The following is a 23,417-nucleotide window of genomic DNA, read 5'->3' as shown; positions in this document are numbered from 1 at the left end:
GGGTGGCCGCTACAGCGACTCCCGCGGTTGCACAGCTTGCGATGGCCACGAATACTGCCGTCATTGCGGCTCCTCCTCACGGGTTGCACACGTCGATACCGTCGGCGAATCCGGGTGATCCGCTGGCCGACGTGTGCGAGTTGATGGGGTTTTACAGGTATCTACCTGCTATAACGCATGCTCCCCGGTCTGCGTTACCTGCGCTACCCCCGAGCGGGAGTGAGACGTATCACGTTAGGCTTTGGACTGCTCGCGGTAGGTGAGGTCGGGGGCTCTGCGCAGGGAGTCCTGCAAACGCGAAGGGAGCGATGTGACAGAGGCAGCAGACGGGAGGGGGCCGTCGGGCGGCGCCACCGTCACGGACGACGCGACAATGCGCCGGGCGGTCGGCGCGGCCGCGGTCGGCAACATCACCGAGTGGTTCGACTTCGGGGTCTACGGCTACCTCTCCACCACCATCGAGGCGCAGTTCTTCCCACCCGGCAATCCCGCGCTGGCCCAGCTCGCGACGTTCGCGACCTTCGCCGTGGCGTTCCTGGTGCGTCCGCTCGGCGGCCTGTTCTTCGGCCCGCTCGGGGACAGGATCGGCCGGACCAAGGTGCTCGCGGTGACGGTCATCCTGATGGCCACCGGCACGTTCCTCATCGGACTGATCCCGTCGTACTCCTCGATCGGGCTGGCCGCGCCGATCCTGCTGGTCTGCGCCCGGGTTCTCCAGGGCTTCTCCACCGGCGGCGAGTACGCCGGCGCGATGACGTTCATCGCCGAGTACAGCCCGGACCGCCGCCGCGGCTACTTCGGCAGCTTCCTGGAGTTCGGCACCTTCATCGGGTACGCGCTGGGCGCGACCGTCTCGTCGGTGCTCCCGCTGGTTTCCACCCCGGCCTTCATGGACACCTGGGGCTGGCGGATCCCGTTCATGGTGGCGCTCCCGCTCGGCATCGTCGGGGTCTACCTGCGGACCAAGCTTGAGGAGACGCCGGCATTCCAGCAGCTGCTCGACGAGTCCGGCAAGCGCGAGGACTCCGAGGCCAAGCACGTGGTGCGGACGATCTTCTCGAAGTACTGGCCGACGATGCTGCTGGCCGGCGGGCTCGTGGTGACCTGGAACGTCACCAACTACATGCTCACCAGCTACATGCCGACCTATCTCAAGGACGACCGCACCATGTCCGAGAACGGCGGACAGGCGATCTCGGCCACCGCCGCGGAATGGCTGCAGATCGGCGTGCTGTGGCTGGGCGTGCTGCTGATCCCGCTGCTCGGCAAGCTCAGCGACAAGTACGGCCGCAAGCCGATCCTGTGGGTCGGCGCGGGCGGGCTGATCGTGCTCGGCCTGCCGATGGTGCTGCTGCTCAAGAGCGGCTCGCTGATCTCGGTGCTGCTCGGCCTGGTCCTGATGGGCCTGCTGCTGATCTGCTTCTCCTCGACCTGTCCGTCCACGCTGCCCGCACTGTTCCCGACCGAGGTCCGCTACGGCGGGCTGTCGATCTCGTTCAACATCTTCGTGTCCGCGTTCGCCGGGACGGTGTCGCTGGTGATGAGCGCGTTGGTGCTGGCCACCGGGGATCTCAAGTGGCCGGGGTACTACCTGATGATCGCCGGCGTGGTCGGCGTGCTCACGCTGCTGAAGCTGAAGGAGACGGCGAGGAAACCGTTGCCGGGCTCGGCTCCTTCGCTGTCCGCCAGCGAGGAAGCCACGGCCGGGCGGTAATCGCCTGACCAGCGGTGAAGGACTCCTTGCGGGAATCTGATTCCGGCAAGGAGTCCTTCCCGGCTTTCAGGCCGCTTGCAGTTCGTCGACCCGGGCGGTCCAGGAGCCGTGCGGTTCCAGCACGAGGGTCCGGGTGTCGTCGTCGTGCCGGGTCAGGCGGATGACCAGGTGGTTCTCGGACAGCCGCTCCGCACTGCCCTCGCCCCACTCGACGACCACCGCGGACGATTGCAGGTCAGTGTCCAGATCGAGGTCGTCCAACTGGGACAGGTCGCCGCCGAGGCGGTACGCGTCCACGTGGATCAGCGGGACCCCGGCCGCCCCCGCGGCGTGCACCCGCGCCAGCACGAAGGTCGGCGAGCTGACCCGGCCGCCGACGCCGAGACCGTCCGCGATCCCGCGGGTCAGCGTCGTTTTCCCGGCCCCGAGCGGACCGTCCAGCAGCACCAGGTCGCCCGCACGCAGGGCCGCGCCCAGCGTCCGCCCGAAGGCCATCGTGTCCTCGGGGGTTTCCAGAATCACCTTGTCCACCACCAGTTTCGCCGGTTCGGCGCGGCGCTGCCCCCACAGCGCTGCAGCAGGTCGATGAGATGGCTGTTCACCAGCTCGGGCTGTTCGAGCTGCACCATGTGCCCGGCTCCGCGCACGCGCACCAGCTCGGCGTCCGGCAGCTCTTCAAAGATGCGCTCGGCATGCGCGAACGGCGTGAAGCGGTCCGAATCGCCGCCGATGACCAGCACTTGCGCGTGTTTCAGCCCGGCAAGCACAGCGTAGCGGTTGTGGCTGCCGAGAGTGTCCACGAAGTTGATCAGCCCGCGCACCGGCGTCACCGCGAGCATTTCCAGCATGAAGTCGACCAGGCGCGGCGAGACGTCGCGGCTGCCGAACGCGAGCCGGCGCACTGCCTGCCGGGTCAGCTGACCACCGGCTGCGCGCACGAACTCCACCAACCCGGGTTGCCACCCGGCCAGCTCGCCGACGCCGCGCGTGAGCGGGTTGTACTTGGACAGCAACGGCCTCGGCAACCCGCGCGCACCCACTTCGCCCGCCGCGGTCGCGATGAAGGCAACTCCGCACACGCGGTCCGCGAAGAGGTCTGTCCGTTGCGCGGCCAGCTCCATGATGACCATGCCGCCCATGGAATGTCCCATGAGGACGATCGGTCCTTCGGGCACTATCGCGCGCAGCACGCTGTCGAGATCGTGCGCGAGCTGTTCGATCGTCGACGTCTCCGTGGAGGCTTCGCCGGACAGACCGTGGCCGCGATGGTCGTAGTAGACCTGCCGTACGCGCGGCAGCCGCAGCGAAGCGACGTCGCGGCGCTGGAAGTGCCACGAGCGCCGTGAAAGCGCGAAGCCGTGTACGCCGACGAGAGTCAGCTCCGGCTTCTCGCCGTCCTCAGGATCGATCTCCTCGACCGACAGCGGCGTACCGTCTTCAGCCGCGACAGTGGACGTCCTGTCCGGCTTCAGCTCGCCTAGCGGCTCCTCGGCGAACGGGTCCTCGGTCGGTTTGCGTTGCTGCGACGCGACGACTGCCGCTGCCGCACCCGTCACGACCGCTCCGACTCCGCCAGCAATCGCCCACAGCCGGGCCGAAGGAATCACTCCCGCTCCCCCACGTATCGGCGGTGCACGCGCGGCCGGTACATCGAGGTGACGATCTCGTAGTCGATGGTGCCGAGCTTGTCCGCCCATTCGCGCGCGGTCGGCTCGCCGGAGCGGCCTGATCCGAACAGCACGACCTCGTCGCCGACCTGGGGCACGTCCTCGTTGCCGACGTTGACCACGAGCTGGTCCATGCAGACCCGCCCGACGACCGGCCGCCGCTTCCCGCCCAGCCAGACGTCCATCCGGCCGGACAGCGTGCGCGGCACCCCGTCGGCGTATCCGGCGGGCACGAGCGCGAGCGTGGTGTCCTCCTGCGCGGTCCAGGTGTGCCCGTAGGAGACGGACTCGCCAGCCGCCAGCGGCTTGGTGAGCACCACGGTGGAACGGAAGGTCATCACCGGACGCAGGTCGTCGTCGGTGGGCACCGGGTTGAGGCCGTACATCGCGATACCCGGGCGGACCAGGTCGAAATGCAGGTCGGGCCGGGTGAGCGTGGCCGCGGAGTTCGCCAGATGCCGGATCGGGTCGAGACCAGCGGCACGCGCCGCGTCGTAGGCCTCGGCGAACAGCTTCGCCTGTGCGTCGATCGACGCGTGCCCCAGCTCGTCAGCGCAGGCCAGGTGCGACCAGATGGCCACGACCTCGACACCGCGCGCCGTGGCCGCCGCCTCGGCCAGTGCCGGCCAGCCGGCGGGCGGGCAGCCGTTGCGGCTCAGCCCGGTGTCGATCTTGAGGTGCACACGGGCGCGCTTTCCGGCACGCGTCGCCGCGGCGTCGACCCGGGCCAGCTCGCCGAGCGAGCTGACGCCAAGGTCGATATCCGCCTCGATGCCGGGCGTGAAATCCAGTTCCGGCACGTCCAGCCAGCTGAACAGCCGCACGGACAGGCCCGCGGCCCGCAGGTCGAGGGCTTCCCGCAGCGAGCAGGTGCCGAGCCAGCTCGCCCCGGCCTCGACCGCGGCGCGCCCGACGGGGACCGCGCCGTGGCCGTATCCGTCGGCCTTGACCACGCACATCACGGCCGCGCCGGTGGCCCGGGCGGCCAGCAGGGAAACGTTGTGGCGCACTGCGCCGAGATCGACCACGGTCTCGGCGTGCGGAGAACTGGCAGTCATAACGACTGCCAGTTTCCCACGCTATCGGCTCAGGAGAGACGCTGCCCGGACGTGCCGGAGAACACGTGCAGCTCGTCCGGACGGATCCGCAGGTGCAGGGTGTCGCCCATGCCGGGCGGCGTACGCGGGTCGACGCGGGCGACCACGTTGCGTGACGAACCCTCGGCGCTCTCCTCGACGCCGGCGCCGAGCTTGCCGTAGACGTAAGCGTCCGAGCCCAGCTCCTCGACCAGTTCGACCTTGATCGGCAGCGAGCCGTCGGTGTCGGTGGTGACCTCCAGCGACTCCGGGCGGAAACCGATGGTGACCATGTCGCCGTCGGCCGCGGACCGGACCTCGGGCTTGAGCGGCACCTGCACGCCGCCGACCTCGGCACCGTCCGCGGTGAGCTTCGCGGCGACCAGGTTCATCGCCGGGGAGCCGATGAAGCCCGCGACGAAAACGTTTGCGGGCCGGTCGTACAGCGCGCGCGGGGTGTCGCACTGCTGGAGCAGACCGTCCGACAGCACGGCGACGCGGTCACCCATCGTCATGGCCTCGACCTGGTCGTGGGTCACGTACACGGTGGTGACGCCGAGCCGGCGCTGCAGCGCGGCGATCTGCGTACGGGTCGAGACACGCAGCTTCGCGTCGAGGTTCGACAGCGGCTCGTCCATCAGGAAGACCTGCGGCTCGCGCACGATCGCACGGCCCATCGCGACGCGCTGCCGCTGACCGCCGGACAGCGCCTTCGGCTTGCGGTCCAGGTACTGCTCGATGTCCAGCAGCTTCGCCGCGTCGAGCACCTTCTGCTTGATCTCCGACGCGGGCCGCCCGGCGATCTTCAGCGCGAAGCCCATGTTCTGCGCGACCGACATGTGCGGGTACAGCGCGTAGTTCTGGAACACCATCGCGATGTCGCGCGAACGCGGCGGCAGCTGGGTGACGTCGCGGTCGCCGATCCAGACCGCGCCCTCGTCGATGTCCTCCAGGCCGGCGAGCATCCGCAGCGCGGTGGACTTGCCCGAGCCCGACGGCCCGACCAGCACGAGGAACTCGCCGTCGGCGATCTCCAGGTCCAGCGCGTCGACCGCGGGACGCTCCGTCCCGGAGTAGCGCCGGGTCGCCTTGTCGTAGGTGATGCTGGCCATCGGTCAGTCCTCTCCCAATTTCGCGGAAACCCCGTGCGCGGCCTCGCGCGCGTCGAGGTGGCGTTGCTGGATCTCGATGCTCGCGGCGCGCAGCGCCCCGGCTGGCTCGCCCAAGACGAGCTGGTTTTTGGTCCCGGCCCACGCGGGCGGCTCGGTGGCACCGCCGAGCGCCCAGGCGGCTTGCCGGGCGGCGCCGAGCGCGACGTACTCGCCGACCTCGGGGATCACGACGGGCAGGCCGAGCACGATCGGCGCGATCGCCCGCACCGCGGCGGACTGCGCGCCGCCGCCGATGAGCAGCACGCGTTTCACGGCCATGCCCTGCGCGCGCACCGCGTCGAGTCCGGCGGCCAACCCGCAGACCATGCCCTCGACGGTCGCCCGCGCGACGTTCTCCGGCGTCATGTTCGCCCTGGTCAGACCGTGCAGCGAACCGGTCGCGCCGGGCAGGTTCGGGGTGCGCTCGCCATCGAGGTACGGCAGCAGCGTGAGGCCGCCCGCGCCCGGTTCGGCGGCCAGCGCGAGCCGGTCGAACTCGGCCAGGTCGACCCCGAGCATCGCCGCGCCCGCGGTCAGCACGCGGGCGGCGTTGAGGGCGGCGGTCAGCGGGAGGAACCGGCCGGTGGCGTCGGCGAATCCGGCGACCAGGCCGCTCGCGTCCGCCGCGCCGGTCTCGGTGACGCCGAAAACCGTGCCGCTGGTGCCGATCGAGATCACCGCATCGCCCGGGGCCAGTTCGAGCGCGAGGGCGGCGGCCATATTGTCGCCGGTGCCTGCGGAGACGAGCATGCCGTCGCTGGTGTGCCCGGCGACGTCGGACGGACCGAGCACCGTCGGCAGATCCGGGGTGCGGCCGCCGAACGCGTGCGCGAGCACGTCGGGGCGGTAAGTGTTGTCCGTGGGCGAGAAATAGCCGGTGCCGGAGGCGTCGCCGCGGTCGGTCACCGCGGTTTCCGGCTGGCCGAGCAACCGCCAGGTGAGCCAGTCGTGCGGCAGCAGAACGCGTGCGACCCGGTCGGCGTTCTCCGGTTCGTGCTCGGCGAGCCAGCGGAGCTTGGTGACGGTGAAGCTCGCGACCGGCACCAGTCCGACCGACTTCGCCCAGACCCCGGGTCCGCCCAGCTCGTCGGTGAGGTCCTTGGCCGCCTGCGCGGAGCGGGTGTCGTTCCACAGCAACGCCGGCCGGACAACCTCGCCAGCCTCGTCGAGCGTGACCATGCCGTGCTGCTGACCGCCGACGCCAATGGCCTGCACGCCGTCGAGGACGTCGCGAGTGGCGTCCGCAAACGCTTGCGCCCACGCTGCGGGGTCGACCTCGGTGCCGTCCGGGTGCGGTGCCCGGCCGGTGCGCACGATCTCGCCCGTGCGTGCGTCGCAGACCACGACCTTGGTTGACTGGGTCGACGAATCGACCCCGGCCACCAGCTCAGCTGTCATAGGGCTGCCCCTCCTCGACGTACTCCGCGGTCTCGACCGCCGTTCCTTCGTTCAGCGCCGCCTCGATCTCCTCGGTGGGAGTGGCTTCGCTGGTGATCAGGAGGTCGTAATCGCCGACGGTGCCGTGCGCGTAGGTCGCGGTGCGGCCGAACTTCGAATGGTCGAGCACCAGCACATTGCGGTTCGCGGCGCGTAGCACGGCCTTCTTCAGCTCGGCGTAGTCGCGGACCGGGTGGAACAGCCTGCCGACCGCGACCGCGCTCACCGAGACGAACGCGATGTCCACGCGAACACGCTCAAGCAGCGCGAGCACGTCGGGACCGGAGCAGGAGTCGTACTCGGGGTCGTAATGCCCGCCGGCGAGAACCACCTCGACGCCGGTGCCCAGCAGCCGCGCGGCCTGCAGCGAGTTGGTGATGACAGTGCGGCGCTCGATCCGGGCCAGCCGCTCGACCAGCGGGAACAGCGTGGTGGAGTCGTCCACGAACACCGCCTGGCCGGGCTCGACCTGCTGGATCGCCAGGTCAGCGAGGGCTTCCTTCTCGGCCGAGTGCAGCGTGAACCGGCTGGCGGTCTCCATCGTGAGCGCCGGATAGGCCTCGACCTTGCCTCGCAGCTTCCGCAGCAGCCGCTTGTCGGCGAGTTCGTCGAGGTCGCGGTGCATCGTCATGAGGCTCACGCCGAACCGGGCGGTGAGGTCGTCGATGCGGGCTTCGCCCTGGTCAATGACGTAGTCGAGAATCTCCTGCCGCCGCTGCTCCACCGCGGCGTCGGACGGGCGCGCCTTCGGCCGTCCTGGCGTGTCTCGACTCACATCTCGTTCTTACCAGATATCGCGAGCCGAGTTAACACATAACTCGATAACTATGCGGTCGCGCGGATCAGCCGGAGTGCGGCGGGGATGGCGTCGACGAGGCCGGACGCGGAGGTGGGCACGTCCTCGGCGGCGAGCGCACCCGCCAGCGAATGCACCTGCGCGGCAGCCGCGGCGGCCAGCCACGGATCGAGCCCGGCGGCCAGCAGCGAGCCGACCAGGCCGGTCAGCACGTCGCCGGAACCGGCGGTGGCCAGCCACGAACCACGCGGGGTGTTCACCGCGACGCGGCCGTCCGGTGCGGCGACGACCGTGCAGTGGCCTTTCAGCAGCACGACAGCGTCGTACTTCTTCGCCGCCTCCCGTGCGGCCGCGACGCGATCCGCGCCCGGGCGGCGGCCCATCAGGCGTTCGTACTCGCCGGCGTGCGGGGTGAGCACGAGCGGAGTGTCCGGGTCGCGGGCGTCGAGGACTTCGGGGGTGTTCGCGATGATCGTGGTGGCGTCGGCGTCCGCGCACACCGGGACGCCCTGGCCGAGGATGTGCCGCAGGATTTCCCGGCCCTCCCCGCCGGTGCCGATGCCAGGGCCGACCACCCACGCCTGCACCCGGCCCGCGTCGGTGACCGAGCCGGTCGCGACGATTTCCGGCCAGCGCGAGCGCACGACGTCCGCGGCGTGCCCGGCGTAGCGGACCATGCCCGCCGTCGCGCGGACCGCGGACCCGGACGCGAGCACCGCCGCGCCGGGGTAGGTCGCCGATCCGGCCGCGATGCCGGCTACGCCCTGGGTGTATTTGTCGTCCTCCGGGCCGGGGATCGGCCACACCTCGGCGACGTCGGCCAGGTCAAGGCGGTGCAGATCCGGCTCGTCCAGCCAGGGCCGCAGGCCGATGTCCACCAGCACGACCTCGCCGCATTCCTCCGGGGCCAGCACATGCACGGGCTTGAGCGCCCCGAAGGTGACCGTGCGCGCGGCGGTGACGTGCGGGCCGTCGACCGCGCCGGTGTCCGGGTCGACACCGCTCGGCAGATCCACCGCCACCACGGGCGCTTCGATCCGCGCGACCAGTTCGGCCGCTTCCGGGCGCAACGGGCCGCGAGCCGAAATGCCGATGATGCCGTCCACGACGACATCCGCCTGTTCGATCCATGGTGCACTGTCCGCTATGGACACCACGCGACCGCCGGATCGCCGCAGCGCAGCCAATCCCGGCGGATGAGCCTTCTCCGGCTTCAGCAGCACCGCAGCCACCGCGACTCCGCGCCGACGCAGGAAAGCGCCAGCCCACAACGCATCGCCGCCGTTGTTGCCGGAACCGACCAGCAGCACCACCCGCCGGCCAGAGACGCCGCCGGTGTCCTCGGCCAGCAGCCCGGCCACCTCGGCGGCCAGGCCGAAGGAGGCCCGGCGCATCAGCTCGCCGTCCGGAGTGCGCGCGAGCAGCAGGGCCTCCGCCGCGCGAATCCGTTCTGTAGTCCAGATTCCCTGCACGGCGGCGGCTCCTTACTCCACGGTGACGGACTTCGCCAGGTTACGCGGCTTGTCGATGTCGTACCCGCGCGAACTGGCGATCTCCGCGGCCAGCACCTGCAGCGGCACGGTGGAAACCAGCGGCTGCAGCAGCGTCGGCACCGCGGGCACCTCGATCAGCTCGTCGGCGAACGGGCGCACCGTCTCGTCGCCCTCCTCGGCGATCACGATCGTGCGCGCGCCCCGCGCCTGGATCTCGCTGATGTTCGACACCAGTTTCGAATGCAGCACCGCGCGTCCCTTCGGCGACGGCATCACGACGACGACGGGAAGGCCCTCTTCGATCAGCGCGATCGGACCGTGCTTCAGCTCGCCCGCCGCGAAACCCTCCGCGTGCATGTACGCGAGCTCCTTCAGCTTGAGCGCACCTTCCAGCGCCACCGGGAACCCGACGTGGCGGCCGAGGAACAGCACCGCGCGCGAGTCGGAGATCCGCCGCGCGATCTCGCGCGTCTGCTCCACAGTGGACAGCACCTTCTGCACCGCGGCCGGCATGGCCTCCAGCTCGGCGAATTCGCGGGCGACCTCGTCCGGGTACTTCGTGCCGCGCGCCTGCGCCAGCGCGAGGCCGACGAGGTAGTTCGCGGCGATCTGCGCGAGGAACGCCTTGGTCGACGCGACGCCGATCTCCGGCCCGGCGTGCGTGTACAGCACCGCGTCGGACTCGCGCGGGATCTGCGCGCCGTTGGTGTTGCAGACCGCCAGGACGCGGGCCTTCTGCTCACGCGCGTGCCGAACGGCTTCGAGGGTGTCCGCGGTCTCGCCGGACTGGGAGACGGCGACGACGAGCGTGTCGCGGTCGAGAACCGGGTCGCGGTAGCGGAACTCCGACGCCAGCTCCACCTCGACCGGCAGCCGCGTCCAGTGCTCGATGGCGTACTTGGCGACGAGGCCGGAGTGATAGGCGGAACCGCAGGCGATGACAAAGACCTTGTCGACGTCGCGCAGGTCCTGGTCGGAAATGCGCTGCTCGTCGAGGATGATCCGGCCGGCCTCGAAGTGCCCGCGCAGCGTGTTCGCCAGCGCCTCCGGCTGCTCCTCGATCTCCTTGAGCATGAAGTACTCGTGGCCGCCCTTCTCGGCGGCCGACAGGTCCCAGTCGACGGTGAACGGCTTGGCCTGCGCGGCGTCGCCGTGGAAGTCGGTGACCTGGTAACCGTCGCGGGTGATGACGACCAGCTGGTCCTGGCCCAGTTCGACGGCCTCGCGGGTGTGCTCGATGAACGCGGCGACGTCGGACGCGACGAAATGCTCGCCCTCGCCGACCCCGACCACCAGCGGCGACGACCGGCGCGCGGCGACGATCGTGTCCGGCTCGCCGGCGTGCGTCACGACGAGCGTGAACGCGCCCTCCAGCCGCCGGCAGACCGCGGCGACGCTGGCCGGCAGGTCGCCCTTGGTTTCGCCCTCGATGTAGGCGAGGGAAACCAGGTGCGCGGCGGTTTCAGTGTCGGTGTCGCTGGCCATCTCGATGCCCGCGGCCTCAAGCTCGGCGCGCAACGCGGCGAAGTTCTCGATGATCCCGTTGTGCACCACGGCCACGTGCCCGGTGGTGTCCCGGTGCGGATGCGAGTTGCGGTCGATCGGAGCCCCGTGCGTGGCCCAGCGGGTGTGGCCCATGCCCGCGGTGCCCTCGAACGCGTCACGGCCGACCTCGTCGAGCCGGGCTTCCAGGTTGGCCAGCCGGCCGGCCTTGCGCTCGACGGTCAGCGCGCCGGCACCGTCCAGCACCGCCACGCCCGCCGAGTCGTAGCCCCGGTATTCCATGCGGCGGAGCCCACCGAGCACGACGTCCAGAGCCGGGCGGTGTCCGACGTATCCCACGATTCCACACACGCGAACTAGCGTAACGAGACAAGTCCAGTCCCCTACTCCGGTCCCTGGAGCGGGGTTTTCAGTGCCGCTGAGCTGGGCGAGCGACGTCCCGGACCACCGTTGACCGGGTCTTCGCGCAGTGCGGCGGCGGACCCCTGAACCGCTCGGGGTGGCGCACCGGGCCGGGACGGGGCACGGGCAGTAAGGTCACGCGCATGGCCAGCAAGCCCAAACAGCTGCTCACGGAGCTGTCCCACCCGGGACCCCACGAGGTTTTGCGCGGCAACCTCGCCCTGGTCGGACTGCCCGGCGTCGTGTTCACCCCGCGCCAAGGCCTTGGCCTGCCCGCCATCGCGTTCGGGCACGGCTGGATGCAGCCGGCCACCCGCTATCGGCAGCTGCTGCACCACCTCGCGAGCTGGGGCGTGGTCGCCGCGGCCCCCGCGACCCAGCTCGGCCCGCTCCCGTCGCACCGCCTGCTGGCCGGCGACCTGCTGACGACGCTCGACGTCGTCAGCACAGTCCGCCTCGGCCCGGACGGCATCAGCGTCGACCCGGAGAAACTGGGCCTGGCAGGCCACTCCACCGGCGGCGGTTCGGCAGTGCTGGCAGCCGCCCAGTCCGCCGAAGCAGGCGACGACGCCCGCCCGAAGGTCCGCGCGGTGGCGACGGTGGCCGCGGCGCAGACGTTCCCGCCCGCGACGGAAGCCGCGAAGCTGATCAGTGCCCCCGGCCTGCACCTGGCGGTGGACGGCGACCTGGTCGCGCCCGCGGTCGGCCACGCGGACGCGATCGCGCAGGCGTGGGCCGGTCCGGTACAGCTGCGGACGCTGGCGAAGTCGTCCCACCTGGCGGTGACGGAGGGCCGGCACTGGAGCCAGTTGCTGCTGCAGGGCAAACCGCAGCGGGCGACTCAGCAGCTGACGAAGGCGCTGTTCACTGCGTTCTTTCTCACGCATCTGACGGGCACGGAGAAGTACCTGCCGCTGCTGGACGCCGACGCGAAGCGCGCGCCGATCGAGGTTCCAGAGGATGCGGAACCGGCTGCCTGATCAGCGCCGCCCCTCGTCCTCTTCGGCGAGCGATCCGCTGATCCGGCTGCCGCCCGGCGCGGTGCCGAACAGGCCGCCGTCGACCCGGTAACCGCTGGTCCCGCGTTCCTGGTCGCCGGAGTTGCCTTGCCCGCCGCCGCCCATCATCGGGCTGCCCATCATGCCCATCGACTGGCCTTGCTGCTGGTCGGTGGTGGTCGGCGCGGTGCCCAGTTCAGCCGGGTGCCCCGGTTCGTCCTGCTGCCATCCGGCCGGAACCGCCGAGTCCCCGAGCCCCGGATCCGACGGGACATGCCCCAGCCCGGGGTCACTGCTGAACGGGTCCAGCACCGACTGCGCCGTGGTGGACTCGTCCGGACCGCTCGCCACGGGCGTTCCGTAGGCCGGGGTCGCGTCTGCCTGCGCGGCAACCGGCTGGACGTGGTGCCGTCCCGTCTGCTCGCCAGCGCCGGGGTCGTGCCCGTCGGCTGCTGCCGATTGCCCGCTCGTCGGCTGCCCCGGCATCGCGGCAGCATGCTCGGCCACCGGCTGGGCATGTCCAGCCGCCGCCACGCCACCGTCCGCCACGACCCGCTGACCGTCGCGAAGGTGTTCGACGGGCTCGGCGGGGCTTCCGGCCCCGCCGCCGTGCTGCTGAGCGGTCAATCCGTCGACCGGCCGTCCGGTGGCCGGATCGATCTTTCCGTGGTCGTCGAGGGTGTATTTCGTCGGCTCGCCGGATCCGTCGTCCACCGTCACCACGGTCGGACCGTCCGGCCCGCTCGGGCGCTCGGCGGTGATGTCGAGGGTGCCGTCCTCGATGTGGATCTTTCCGTCCGGGCCGGGACGGTGCACCTGGTTCGGGTCTGTCGTCGGCGCGGTGCCGTCCGGCTGTTTATGGACCGGGCCGCCGGGAGCGTCGTGCGGCTGCGCCGGGTCGTGTTTACCGTCGTGAGGACGGGCCGGGTCCCCTTGCGCCGCGTCAGCGGCAGTTCCGGGGGCCTGGTCGGATTGGTCGCCGAAATCGAGCTGGTACGCCTTGTCGTGACCGGTCCCGTCGCCGACCGAGACCGCCATCTTCCCGTGGTCGTCCGGCTCGGACATGGTGATCTTGTGATCGCCGTGCTGGACCGTCACGGTGTCCGGCGCTTCGTGCCCGGTCTTGACCGCTTCCCCGGTCCGCGGGTCGATCGGGTACGGCTGCCCGGTCGACGGATCCACCTCGAGCGGCTTGTGCGTGACCGGATTCTGGTTCGGCTCCGGCTGCGCGGGAGGAGTCTGCGGCTGCGCCGGGGTCGGACCGACCTGCGGCGCCGCAGTGGCCTCCTGCGGCTTCGTGTCGCCCCCGCCGCCGGAGGAGCGCGGTTTGGTGTCCCCGCCACCGCCGTCGTTCCGGCCGGACGATCCCTTGTCCTGCCCGCCGCTGTCGGCGCCGAGTTGCAGGCGGCCGAACGGATCCGTCGGCACGTTCAGGCCATCGGAAAACGCGCGCAGCGCGTTCGTCGCGGCCGTGTGCGCGTTGCGGATGTACTGCCGGTAGGCGTCCATCGCGTCCGAGTACTGCTGGCAGTACTCGTCCATCTGGCGGCAGAACATGTCGGACCACTTGGAGTCGTAACCGGTGTCCAGGTCCACCGACATGCTCCGGATGTCCTGCGCGTTGATCGGGCCAGTGCCGTCCTCTTGGTTACGCGCGACTTCCGAACTGCTCCGTGGGTTGATGACTTCGCGATCGTTGTCGTCTTGCCGACCCCATTTGATCGCTTCGTCGAGACGGTCCATGAACATCAGCAGCCCGTCGGTGTCCTCGGGCTTGTGCGCGTCCAGGAACTTCTTGGGCGCCTGTCCGCCGTTTTCGGGCACCTGTCCCAAATCGACGATCGGCTTGCGGACCGTTTGCCACAGCTGCTGAAGCAGCTGGCTGAAACCGTTGACCGTGCCGAGGTACTCGCCGGAGGCCTTGCTGAAATCGTCCAGCTTTTCGGCGGCCGAATCAGCGGCCTTGCCCTGCCACGCAGCGGTCAGGCCCTGCTTGACCTGAGCGGTGTCGTCCTGCGCGGCCTTCGCCGCCTTGCCGAGGTTCGCCGCGCGGCCCTGCGCACCCCAGAGATAGCCGAATCCGAACCCGCCGAGTTCGTTCAGCATCCGGTTCTCTTCGTCCCCCTGGCCGTACGGCGGGGCGAACCGCAGCCCGAGGTTCCGCGACGGATGCTGCATCCACCGCGTGTAGGGCTGCACGAGTTTGCCGGTCATCTTCTCCCGGAAACCGGCGAGCGGCTTGAGAATGTTGTCGGACGTGTCGTCGAGATGGACGTCCGCGGGAGGCTGCAGGGGCGCGATGATCGTGTCGCCGAGACGACCAGTGCCCTGGTCCGCCGGAGGAGTCACGGTCAGGCTCCCTTGCCGGCGTTCGTGACGCCCCAGGCGTTTTCTTGCTCGTTCTCGCTGTGCAGAGTCACCGAGGTGTTGAGCCGCTCGGCGAAACCGCCGAGAAAAGTACTGCCCTTCGCGGCGGAGTCGCCGAGCGCCTGCATCTTCGCGACGTAGGCTCCGGCCGCCTCGGACAGGCCGGGGATTTTCCCGAAATGCGCTGGCGTCAGCTGGGACTGCGCGGTGTAAGTCTTGATCTCTTTGAACGAGGTGCTCATCGTGGAGACATCGTTCGCCACCTTTTTGACCTGGTCCGGCTCAATGTGGAATTTCGCCATCGTCGCCCTCTCCCCTCGCGCCCGCGGCTACTCTGCGTCAATCCAGTTGGTGGCCGAGAAGTCGTCGTCCTCCCATGCCCGGTGCCGGGCCGCCGAAGCAGGCGGGGGAGGCGCCGCCGGCGGAGCGACCGGTTCGGTGTCGTCCTCGACGCGGAACATCGCGGCGGCCGCGGCGTCCTCGGCGACCTGTTTGGCAACCCGCTGGGCGGTCCGTTCTGCCTGTTCCGACGCAGCCCGGTCTTCCCCGGTTCCCTCGGCTGCGGCAGCGGCGATCGCGGCCTCGCGGTCGGCTTGCGACTGGGCGTCCTGAGCGCGGTGTTCCTCGACAAGCTTCGCGAACGCGGCCTGCCTGGTCTCGTCGTCGGCGATCGCGCGCTCGTGGTCGGCGCTGTACTGTGCGCGCACCTCCTCCATCGCCGCCAGGCTTCTGGCGAAATACGGAGGCACCTCACTCTGGTTGTACATCGCCCCTCCCCGGTCAGTCCCGCATTGCGGAATGTACCTGCCGGATCACTGGTGGCGCAGAGTATTCACCATATTTCGGTCAGGAGACCGCGGACACGACCCCGGCCAACCGGTCCGCCGCCGCCTGGGCCGTGGAATGGGCCGGGGCTTCGACCATCACCCGCACCAGCTGCTCGGTTCCCGAGGGACGCAGCAGGACCCGGCCCTCCTCGCCGAGTTCGGCTTCGACCTCGCCGACCGCGTCGCGGACCTCGGCCGAGCCCGCCACCGCTGCCTTGTCCGCGACCGGGACGTTGACCAGTACCTGCGGCAGCCGGTTCATCACCGCGGCCAGTTCGGCCAGCGGTTTGCCGGTCGCGGCCATCCGGGCCATCAAGCGCATCGCGGTCAGGAGGCCGTCGCCGGTGGTGGCGTGGGCGGGGAGGACCACGTGGCCGGACTGTTCGCCGCCGAGGGCCAGGCCCGAGGCGCGCAGTTCTTCGAGCACGTAGCGGTCACCCACCGCGGTCGTGACGACCGTGATGCCGTGTGCCTTCATCGCCAGGTGCAGGCCGAGGTTGCTCATCACGGTCGCGACCAGGGTGTCCTTCACCAGCGCGCCTTCTTCGGCCAGCGCCAGCGCCAGGACGGCCATGATCTGGTCGCCGTCCACCAGTTCGCCTGCCGCGTCGACGGCCACGCAGCGGTCGGCGTCTCCGTCGTGACCGATGCCGAGGTCGGCACCGTGTTCGACGACTGCCGCGCGCAGCAGGTCAGGGTGGTTCGAGCCACAGCTGTCGTTGATGTTGATGCCGTCCGGCTCCGCGTGCAGAGCCACGACCTCGGCACCGGCCCGGCGGTACGCCTCCGGGGCGGCCGCGGACGACGCTCCGTTCGCGCAGTCCACCACGACCTTCAGGCCGGCCAGCGGATGCGGCGTCGCGGCGACCAGGTGCTCGATGTACTTGTCGAGCGCATCCGGGACATCGGTGACGCGGCCGACGCCGTCGCCGGTCGGGCGGATGACGCCCGTCGCGCCGAGGCCGGATTCGATCTCGTCCTCGATGCTGTCCGGCAGTTTGTGCCCGCCGGCGGCGAAAAGCTTGATGCCGTTGTCCGGCATGGGGTTGTGCGAGGCGGAGATCATCACGCCGAGGTCCGCCTCCAGCGCACCGACGAGGTATGCGACGGCGGGCGTCGGCAGCACGCCGAGCCGCAGGACGTCCGCACCGGCCGACGCGAGGCCCGCCACCACGGCGGCCTCCAGCATCTCGCCACTGGCGCGCGGGTCGCGGCCGACCACGGCCACCGGACGGTGCGAACGGTCGTGCGCCGCCAGCACTCGGGCGGCGCTCGCCGCGACCGACAGGGCCAGCTCCGGGGACAGGTCGGCATTGGCCAGACCGCGTACCCCGTCGGTGCCGAACAGTCGAGCCATCTGATCCCTCTCCTCGAACCGCAAGACCGGAAGTCTAGCCCTCGACTCGGCTGCCCAGCCGAAGGGCAGGGGTGCGACCGGGGCCGCAAACGCAACCGGCGGCGCACGAGGTGAGACCTCGTGCGCCGCCGGGGTCCAGGGGCTTGCCCCTGGCGGGGGCTTGGGGGTTCGACCCCCACTGTGATCGCGGAGTGAGCCCGGCGAAGCGCCGTCAGGCGCGAGCAGGGTTCGCCCACGAACGAAGCATCAGCGCTTGGAGTACTGCGGGGCCTTGCGGGCCTTCTTGAGGCCGTACTTCTTCCGCTCCGTGGCGCGCGCGTCACGGGTCAGGAAGCCGGCCTTCTTCAGCGCCGGGCGGTCGTCGGCGTCGACCTCGACCAGCGCACGGGCGATGGCGAGACGCAGCGCGCCCGCCTGGCCCGAGATCCCGCCGCCCTTGAGGTTGGCGAAGATGTCGAAGGCGTCCGGCTTCTCGACGGTCACGAGCGGCTCGCGGATGAGCTGCTGGTGCACCTTGTTCGGGAAGTACTGCTCAAGCGACTTGCCGTTGAGCTTGAACTCACCGGTACCCGGCACGACGCGGACGCGGACCACGGCCTCCTTGCGGCGGCCGACCGTCTGCGCGTTGCCACCGGCGGCACGCGACGGGCGCGGGGCGGCGGCGGACTCGCTGGTCGCCACGGCCTCGGCGGGGGTCTCGGTCGAAGCGACGACCTCGGTCTCGGTGCTGGTCAACTGTTCCTCACTCACTGCGCGACCTGCGCGATCTTGGTGATCTCGCGCGCCTGCGGCTGCTGCGCGGCGTGCGGGTGCTGCGGGCCGGCGTACACCTTCAGCTTCTTGGCCATGGCGCGGCCGAGCTTGTTCTTCGGCAGCATGCCCTTGACCACCTTCTCAACGAGGTGCTCGGGCTTGGTGTCGAGCAGCTCGCCGAAGGAGCGCTTCCGCAGACCGCCGGGGTAACCGCTGTGCCGGTACGCGAACTTCTGCTCGCGCTTGTTACCGGTGAGAGCGACCTTCTCGGCGTTGACGATGATGACGAAGTCACCGGTGTCCACGTGCGGGGCGTAGGTCGGCTTGTGCTTGCCGCGCAGCAGCGTGGCGACCTCGGTCGCGAGCCGTCCGAGCACGACATCCTCGGCGTCGATCACGTGCCAGGCACGAGTGACGTCGCCGGGCTTGGGGCTGTACGTGGGCAAGGGTCTACCTCGTCGTCATTGCGTGTGGGTAATGTGCGGGCCGAGCGCTGACGCGCCGCAACGCACAACGACATATGAAGATACCCCTGTGGTCCCGCCTGTTGTGCAGCGGGGGTGCGAAGACGCCTCGTCGGCCGGTCACAGCGTACCCGACCGGTTCCCGGAACCACCACGCCGCCGCGCGGGTCGTACCAGGATGAGACGATTCCGGCGCGCGGCCGCGCGAGTACGACGAGACCTGGGGACAGCAGTTGAAGACACGAGCGAGGACGATCCGTGCCGCACGGACGGTGGGAGCCGTCGCCGCCGTGCTGGCACTCGCGACCGCGTGCGGGCAGGCCCGCGCCGGCACGGCGCTGCCCGACGGCGACCAGGCCGCCGCGTACGTCGGCGCGAAGTTCGAGAAGGCCATGTCGAAGCTCGCGGACACGATCGTCGAGCCGCGCAATGTGACCAACTCCGCTGACCGGTACTTCAAGTTCGACGACAAGTACCTGCACAACATCGTCACCTCCGCGCGCACCGGCAGCCCGGAGAGCCGCATCGTGCACAACCGGTCGCAGAAGAACCCCAACGAGTTCCTCGACTCGTTCACCCCGGCCGACGGCGCCGTCGAGTACCTCTACCTCGGCCCGGCCTACAAAACGCTCGCGCCGACGCCGTGGGTCTCGATGCCCAAGCCGGAGGCCGGGCTCGTCCAGCCGTGCGCGTGGGGCGGGGTGCAGATCGCGTGCAAGATGGGCGACGCGGTCGACAGCGCGTACAAGGCGGACAAGAAAGCGCTGCGCGGGGCGAAGAGCTCCGCGGACGGCACCGAGCAGCTGACCGTGAACGTGCCGTTCCCGATCTTCCTCGACCGGCGCGTCGAACTGCTCCCGGACAAGGTGCTCAACCAGGTCGGGCCGGAACTGCGCAAGGCCGTCGTGCCGAGCACGATCACGCTCAAGCCGGACGGTTCGCTCGCCGCGTTCACCATGGGAGCCAAGTTCGAGGGCGACGGGCACAAGGTCGAACTGCGCTACGAGTTCAAGTTCACCGGAGAGGCCACCTCCTCGGACCTGCCGACGGTGCCGGACGCCTCGCAGGTCACCGTCCTCGCGGACGACGCGGCCAAACAGGACTTCTACCGCAGGCTCGGCGAACTGCAGGGGCGCTGATGCGCGCCCTTCCGCCGATCGATCTCCGAGGTGAGCACTGATGACCCAGCCCCCCGACCAGCACCCGCAAGGGCAGCCGCAGTGGTGGCAGCCGGGGACGAACGCGCCGCAGCAGCAGCCGGGCTACCCGGCCGAAGCGGACAGCTCCGGCTGGCAGCGCGGCCAGTGGACGCAACCTCCGGCGCAGCAACAGTTTCCGCAGGCGCAGTATCCGCAGCAGGGTTATCCGGCCCAGCCCTACGGTCAGCCGCAGAGTCAGCCGACGCCCGTGCCCTACGGTCAGCCGCAGAGTCAGCCGCCGCCCGCGCCCTACGGCGGACCAGGGCAGGCGCCCAGCCAGCCGACCCCGGTCCCGCAGCCGCCGGGAAATCCTTACGGCGGCGGGTTCCAGCCGTCCGAATACGGCGGGCTCGGCGCGTTTTCCTCCGCCAAGCCAGGAAAACCGCGGTCGAAGAAACCGTTCCTGATCGCCGGGGCGGTTGTCGTGGTGCTGGCCGCCGCGGGCGGAATCACGTGGGCGACCGGAGTGTTCCGCGGGGACACTCTTGACCAGAAGTCGTTGCAGGAAGGCGTTTCCCGGGTTCTCAACGAGAACTACGGCGAGCCGGACGTGAAGAACGTCGCGTGCCCGTCGGGGCAGCAGATCGAGAACGGCACCACGTTCGACTGCACGGTGCAGGTCGGCGGGCAGCCGAAGAAGGTGACCGTGCGGGTGCTCAACGACAAGCCGGAATATTCTGTCGGCGCTCCGCACTGAGTGGCGACAGCGAGAGTCTTTCCGGAACCGGAGCTTTCCGCCCGGGCGGCAACCGTACGCGGGCTCGACGACTGGCCAGAATATTCCGTCGGCGCGGCTTCCGCGAAAGCCTTTCCAGAAAACGAAAACGGCGGGCCGACACCCGAAGGTGCCTGGCCCGCCGTGGTTTCGGAGCTTGGCTCAGAACAGGTTCTGCACCGAGCGGTCCGTCGCCTGGTAGCCGTCCGCGATCTGCGGCAGCACGGCGGCGATCTGCGCGAGCAGCTGGCCGAACTCCTCGAACTTCTGGTTCCACTCGTTCTGGGCCTGGTGGTACTGGTCCTTCGCTTCACCGGTCCAGCTGTTGGTCAGCGGGGCGAGGTCGCTCTGCAGGTTGTCGAAGAGCGTCCGCAGCTCGCCGCCGGTGGAGGTGCAGTCCTCCGCGGCGCGGTGGATGGTGCCCGGATCAACAACAATGCGGCCGTCAGGCATGTCGAACTCCTATCAGAAGAAAGAATGGAAGAAAGGCGAATCTGATACGGAAAGGGACTGGATCAGCCGAGAACGCCGAAGCCCTTGTTGAGCGAGTTGATGTGCTCGTGCTGAGCCGCCTCGCTCTTGGCGTAGGTGGATCCCGCTTCCTGGAGCAGCTCACCGATGCGGTGCAGCGCGTCGTTCAGGCCGCGACCGCAGTCGTCAAAGCGGCGCATGACGTTGTCGAAGGCACGCTGGGCGTCGCCTTCCCAGCCCGCGCGGGTCGCTTCGATGTTGGAGCGCAGGTCGCTCAGGTTCTTGTTCATCCGGCTGGTCGCGTCGACGACGCGCCCTTCCGCCGCGGTGAATTCCTTCGGATCCCCAGTGAAACCGCCAGCAGCCATGGGAGCTACCCCCTTCGTCAGTGGTTGTGCGCGCCGGCTGGTGTTTCCGGCACTGCACCTACGACGAAGACATTGCCAGTTCGGTTCACACTTGTCGCGACTTCTTCGCAAGTAGTTGCTTGCGTGAACGCGCCATCGGGGAACCGCCCGGCAACGGCCGGGTGAACGGCTGACCGGTGCTCGCCAAAAAACCTTGTCCACCAGCGTGGTTAGCACACGCACAGCCGGTTTCCGGAAACTTTCAGAGGTCCCGGCTCATGATTCGCGACTGCGAAAAGTCCTCGTCTTCTTCACTCGTCCGTGTCTGTTCGGGCGAAATCTCGGGACGAACGGGAACCGGCTCGGGCACGACGGGCTCAGCGGGCATCGGCAATCCGCGAGCCGCGCGGAACCGGCGGGCGGCCCCCCGCAACGCGGACGGCGCGGGTTCCGCGGCACCGGAAAACCGCCGCCTGCCGAACTCCTTCAGCAATTCCCGGTTCTCATTGCGGTGCCGTTCGCTGCGCGCGAGCGCGGTGCCCGCGACGCGGCGCGAGAAGGTGACGGCGTCCTGTCCCGCCCTGGTGAAGGCCGCCGGCGCGGATTCCGGTTCGGACGGCACAGGCGCTCGCTCCTTCAGCTGGTGATCTTCACCGTGCGCACCACCTGCTCGCACGCGGCGTCGACGCGCTGCCGCACCGCGGGCGATTGGTACTGGCAGCCGACATGCACCCGGATCCGCCCCTGCACGACCACATACCAGCGGACGGTGATCCGTTCCGGTTTGCTCTCGACATAGCCGATCACGTTCCGGCCACCGTAGGTCAGATCGGGGCTGAACGCAGTGTAGTTCGCGTTTCCGCTGACCCCGGACCGCAAAGCTTCGACGAGTTTCTGCCGATCGGCCGTCGCGTCGTAGTCCATGACGAACTCCTGCGCGAGCACGAGATCGTTGCCTCGGTCGGCGTCCTGCGGGTGCAGGATGACCTGCCGGTCCGCGACCTCGTCGGTGGTCTGGATCCAGTCGTTCGGCGCGACGAGGCTGAAGTCGTATTGGGAGAACGAGCGGCCTTGATCCGCGTTGTCCCCGCTGCTGACGAAGTACCCGGCTCCGCCCGCGATCAGCGCCACGACCGCCACTGCCGCGGTGATCAGCCACAGACGTTTCTTCGACTTGCCCGCGGCTTCGCCGGACGCGTCCGCTCCGGGAACGGCGAACACTCCGTTCGCGGAACCGTTCTGCCCCAAGGAGTTCTTGCCCGGTCCGGTCTGCAATGGACTCGGACCGGCGGACGCCGCGACGCCGAACGGCGCGCTTTGCGGTCCCCTGGCCGGATCGGCGGGCGAGAACCCGCGCGGCGGCAACGGCTGCGCCGGAGCGTTCCGCGGCGGCGCGTTCAGTGCGTTCGGTGCCGGCGGCGGGCCGCGGCGGATCGGCGCGTCCCCGCGGACGATCTCGGTGCGGTGCTCGGATTGCCCCGGGATCGACGAACCGGGCAGCACACCGGTGCGGTCCGGTTCCAGCAGCACCGCACGGAGCGCGCCGCGTGCCACGACCGTCTCCGGCTGGTCCAGGCTCGTCGGCACCACGCCGGTGCGCTCGTGCACGAGCCGGGAGATCATCGGGATCCGGCTCGAACCGCCGACGAGGAAAATCGCCGCGAGCTGCTTCGGGCGCAGGCCGGAGTCCGCGATCGCGGCACTGGTCAGCTCGACCACCCGGCCGAGCGGAGCCCCGATCAGCCGTTCCAGGTCCACCCGCGTCACGTGCGCGTCCGCGAACGGCGGCGGCAACGGCACATCGGTGTACGTGTGCCGCGACAACGTTTCTTTCGCGCCGCGGACGTCCTGGCGCAGCACCCGGCGCCGCCGGCGCTCAGCCAGCTCTCGGCCCTCGACGAGCTGCTGCCACGCCTGCGGATCCGTGCCGGACACCAGCGACCCGACGTGCTCCAGCAACGCCTGGTCGATGTCGGCCCCGCCGAAACTCGGGTCGCCTCGCGTGGCCAGCACCTGGAACCCGCCCCGCTGCGGCGGCGCACCCGGCACCCGGGCCGCGCGCGCGGCCTCCGGCGACCGCTGGACGACGCTGACGTCGACCGTGCCGCCGCCGAGATCGAGCACCGCCAATGCGTCGCCAGGACGGCCGGAGAACTCGACCGTCCGACCGCTCGGCGAGACCTCCGGGGCGAAGGTGGCCGCGTGGTAGACCGCCGCGGCCACCGGTTCCGGCACCAGCGCCACCTCGCGCGCCAGCCTGCCCGCGGCCTGGCGCAGCAGCCGGGTGCGGATCGCGCCCCAGTCCGCCGGGTGAGTGAGCACCAGCAGGTCCACCTCGACGTCGCCCGCGACGCGCCGGGCCTCGGCGACCGCCCGGTCCAGCACCGCGTGCACGACGTCGATGACCCGCAGTACCGAATCGCCGAGCAGCAGATCGCCCTCGTCGATCCGCCGCTTCGGATTCGGCTCGTACCGCGACGGGTCGACGGCCGCCTGCCGCTCGGCCTCCTGGCCGACGAACAGGGTGCCGTCGGACGCCGCGTACACCGCCGAGGACATCAGCGGCTGCCCGTCGATCACCACGACCTGCGGTTCGCGGCCGTTGACCGACACGACGACACAGGTGCTCGAAGTCCCGAAGTCGACCGCGACCCGCACCGTCACCGGGCACCCCTTCCGT

22 protein-coding genes are annotated in these 23,417 nt (G+C 70.0%); 4 read left to right on the top strand and 18 right to left on the bottom strand.

The window, feature by feature from the left end:
* Nucleotides 1-310: 310 nt before the first annotated feature.
* Nucleotides 311-1,714: an MFS transporter gene (locus A4R44_RS29500; RefSeq protein ID WP_067587974.1), complete on the top strand. Its 1,404-nt coding sequence runs from the start codon at nt 311-313 to the stop codon at nt 1,712-1,714.
* A gap of 66 nt (nt 1,715-1,780) precedes the next feature.
* Here A4R44_RS29500 and tsaE read toward each other — a convergent pair whose 3' ends face one another.
* Genes tsaE through glmS form a run of 8 tightly spaced genes read right to left on the bottom strand, consistent with a single transcriptional unit; the run spans nt 1,781 to nt 11,188 of the window.
* Nucleotides 1,781-2,236, bottom strand: a complete 456-nt coding sequence (gene tsaE / locus A4R44_RS29495; RefSeq protein WP_369805954.1) for a tRNA (adenosine(37)-N6)-threonylcarbamoyltransferase complex ATPase subunit type 1 TsaE — start codon at nt 2,234-2,236, stop codon at nt 1,781-1,783.
* Entirely contained in the window at nt 2,233-3,321 is a 1,089-nt protein-coding gene (locus tag A4R44_RS29490) for an alpha/beta fold hydrolase (RefSeq protein ID WP_067587971.1), read from the bottom strand. The genes tsaE and A4R44_RS29490 overlap by 4 nt, the downstream gene beginning before the upstream one ends.
* A complete protein-coding gene (gene alr / locus A4R44_RS29485; protein WP_067587968.1) occupies nt 3,318-4,439 on the bottom strand; it encodes an alanine racemase in 1,122 nt (373 codons plus the stop codon). The genes A4R44_RS29490 and alr overlap by 4 nt, the downstream gene beginning before the upstream one ends.
* A gap of 29 nt (nt 4,440-4,468) precedes the next feature.
* Nucleotides 4,469-5,569: an ABC transporter ATP-binding protein gene (locus A4R44_RS29480; RefSeq protein ID WP_067587965.1), complete on the bottom strand. Its 1,101-nt coding sequence runs from the start codon at nt 5,567-5,569 to the stop codon at nt 4,469-4,471.
* Nucleotides 5,570-5,572: 3 nt separating this feature from the next.
* A complete protein-coding gene (gene xylB, locus A4R44_RS29475; RefSeq protein ID WP_067587962.1) occupies nt 5,573-7,006 on the bottom strand; it encodes a xylulokinase in 1,434 nt (477 codons plus the stop codon).
* Nucleotides 6,996-7,820 carry a DeoR/GlpR family DNA-binding transcription regulator gene (locus A4R44_RS29470; protein WP_067587960.1) on the bottom strand — a complete coding sequence of 275 codons (825 nt, stop codon included), beginning with the start codon at nt 7,818-7,820 and terminating at the stop codon, nt 6,996-6,998. Before A4R44_RS29470 ends, xylB begins: the two co-directional genes overlap by 11 nt.
* A 50-nt stretch (nt 7,821-7,870) precedes the next feature.
* Nucleotides 7,871-9,313 carry an NAD(P)H-hydrate dehydratase gene (locus A4R44_RS29465; protein ID WP_067587957.1) on the bottom strand — a complete coding sequence of 481 codons (1,443 nt, stop codon included), beginning with the start codon at nt 9,311-9,313 and terminating at the stop codon, nt 7,871-7,873.
* Nucleotides 9,314-9,325: 12 nt separating this feature from the next.
* Entirely contained in the window at nt 9,326-11,188 is a 1,863-nt protein-coding gene (gene glmS / locus A4R44_RS29460; protein WP_067587954.1) for a glutamine--fructose-6-phosphate transaminase (isomerizing), read from the bottom strand.
* A 194-nt stretch (nt 11,189-11,382) separates the two neighbouring features.
* On the opposite strand from glmS, the gene A4R44_RS29455 reads away from it, so the two are divergent.
* Nucleotides 11,383-12,219 (top strand): dienelactone hydrolase family protein, encoded by an 837-nt coding sequence (locus A4R44_RS29455; protein WP_067587951.1) that lies wholly within the window; start codon nt 11,383-11,385, stop codon nt 12,217-12,219.
* On the opposite strand, the gene A4R44_RS29450 is transcribed toward A4R44_RS29455, so the two are convergent.
* From A4R44_RS29450 to rplM, 6 genes are all read right to left on the bottom strand, one after another.
* Nucleotides 12,220-14,586 carry a hypothetical protein gene (locus A4R44_RS29450; RefSeq protein WP_067587948.1) on the bottom strand — a complete coding sequence of 789 codons (2,367 nt, stop codon included), beginning with the start codon at nt 14,584-14,586 and terminating at the stop codon, nt 12,220-12,222.
* Between the two features lie 2 nt (nt 14,587-14,588).
* The gene (locus tag A4R44_RS29445; protein ID WP_067587945.1) at nt 14,589-14,906 is read right to left on the bottom strand and encodes a hypothetical protein; all 318 of its coding nucleotides are present in this window, start codon (nt 14,904-14,906) and stop codon (nt 14,589-14,591) included.
* Between the two features lie 27 nt (nt 14,907-14,933).
* Nucleotides 14,934-15,371 (bottom strand): hypothetical protein, encoded by a 438-nt coding sequence (locus tag A4R44_RS29440; RefSeq protein WP_067587941.1) that lies wholly within the window; start codon nt 15,369-15,371, stop codon nt 14,934-14,936.
* Nucleotides 15,372-15,450: 79 nt separating this feature from the next.
* Nucleotides 15,451-16,788: a phosphoglucosamine mutase gene (glmM, locus tag A4R44_RS29435; protein WP_067587938.1), complete on the bottom strand. Its 1,338-nt coding sequence runs from the start codon at nt 16,786-16,788 to the stop codon at nt 15,451-15,453.
* 246 nt (nt 16,789-17,034) lie between these two features.
* Entirely contained in the window at nt 17,035-17,523 is a 489-nt protein-coding gene (rpsI, locus tag A4R44_RS29430; RefSeq protein WP_067587935.1) for a 30S ribosomal protein S9, read from the bottom strand.
* Between the two features lie 11 nt (nt 17,524-17,534).
* Nucleotides 17,535-17,987 carry a 50S ribosomal protein L13 gene (gene rplM / locus A4R44_RS29425; protein ID WP_009072361.1) on the bottom strand — a complete coding sequence of 151 codons (453 nt, stop codon included), beginning with the start codon at nt 17,985-17,987 and terminating at the stop codon, nt 17,535-17,537.
* A 290-nt stretch (nt 17,988-18,277) separates the two neighbouring features.
* Between rplM and A4R44_RS29420 the strand changes: the two genes are divergently transcribed.
* Both A4R44_RS29420 and A4R44_RS29415 read left to right on the top strand, forming a co-directional pair.
* A complete protein-coding gene (locus A4R44_RS29420; RefSeq protein ID WP_232791834.1) occupies nt 18,278-19,144 on the top strand; it encodes a hypothetical protein in 867 nt (288 codons plus the stop codon).
* A gap of 40 nt (nt 19,145-19,184) precedes the next feature.
* On the top strand, nt 19,185-19,901 hold the full coding sequence (locus A4R44_RS29415) for a DUF4333 domain-containing protein (RefSeq protein WP_067587932.1): 717 nt from the start codon (nt 19,185-19,187) through the stop codon (nt 19,899-19,901).
* A gap of 180 nt (nt 19,902-20,081) precedes the next feature.
* Here A4R44_RS29415 and A4R44_RS29410 read toward each other — a convergent pair whose 3' ends face one another.
* The 4 genes from A4R44_RS29410 to A4R44_RS29395 all read right to left on the bottom strand — a co-directional run bounded on the left by A4R44_RS29410 (nt 20,082) and on the right by A4R44_RS29395 (nt 23,401).
* A complete protein-coding gene (locus tag A4R44_RS29410; RefSeq protein WP_067587928.1) occupies nt 20,082-20,372 on the bottom strand; it encodes a WXG100 family type VII secretion target in 291 nt (96 codons plus the stop codon).
* 62 nt (nt 20,373-20,434) lie between these two features.
* Complete coding sequence (locus A4R44_RS29405; RefSeq protein WP_009072357.1) at nt 20,435-20,758, bottom strand: WXG100 family type VII secretion target; 324 nt, start codon at nt 20,756-20,758, stop codon at nt 20,435-20,437.
* A gap of 241 nt (nt 20,759-20,999) precedes the next feature.
* Nucleotides 21,000-21,359: a hypothetical protein gene (locus A4R44_RS29400; RefSeq protein WP_067587925.1), complete on the bottom strand. Its 360-nt coding sequence runs from the start codon at nt 21,357-21,359 to the stop codon at nt 21,000-21,002.
* A gap of 14 nt (nt 21,360-21,373) precedes the next feature.
* A complete protein-coding gene (locus A4R44_RS29395; protein ID WP_067587922.1) occupies nt 21,374-23,401 on the bottom strand; it encodes a type VII secretion-associated protein in 2,028 nt (675 codons plus the stop codon).
* Nucleotides 23,402-23,417: the final 16 nt, after the last annotated feature.

The sequence above is a fragment of the Amycolatopsis sp. M39 genome (assembly GCF_001651785.1).
In the GTDB taxonomy this organism is placed as follows: domain Bacteria; phylum Actinomycetota; class Actinomycetes; order Mycobacteriales; family Pseudonocardiaceae; genus Amycolatopsis; species Amycolatopsis rubida.
The sequence above is the reverse complement of the archived record's forward strand: the minus strand, read 5'-3'. Positions and strand labels throughout refer to the sequence as shown.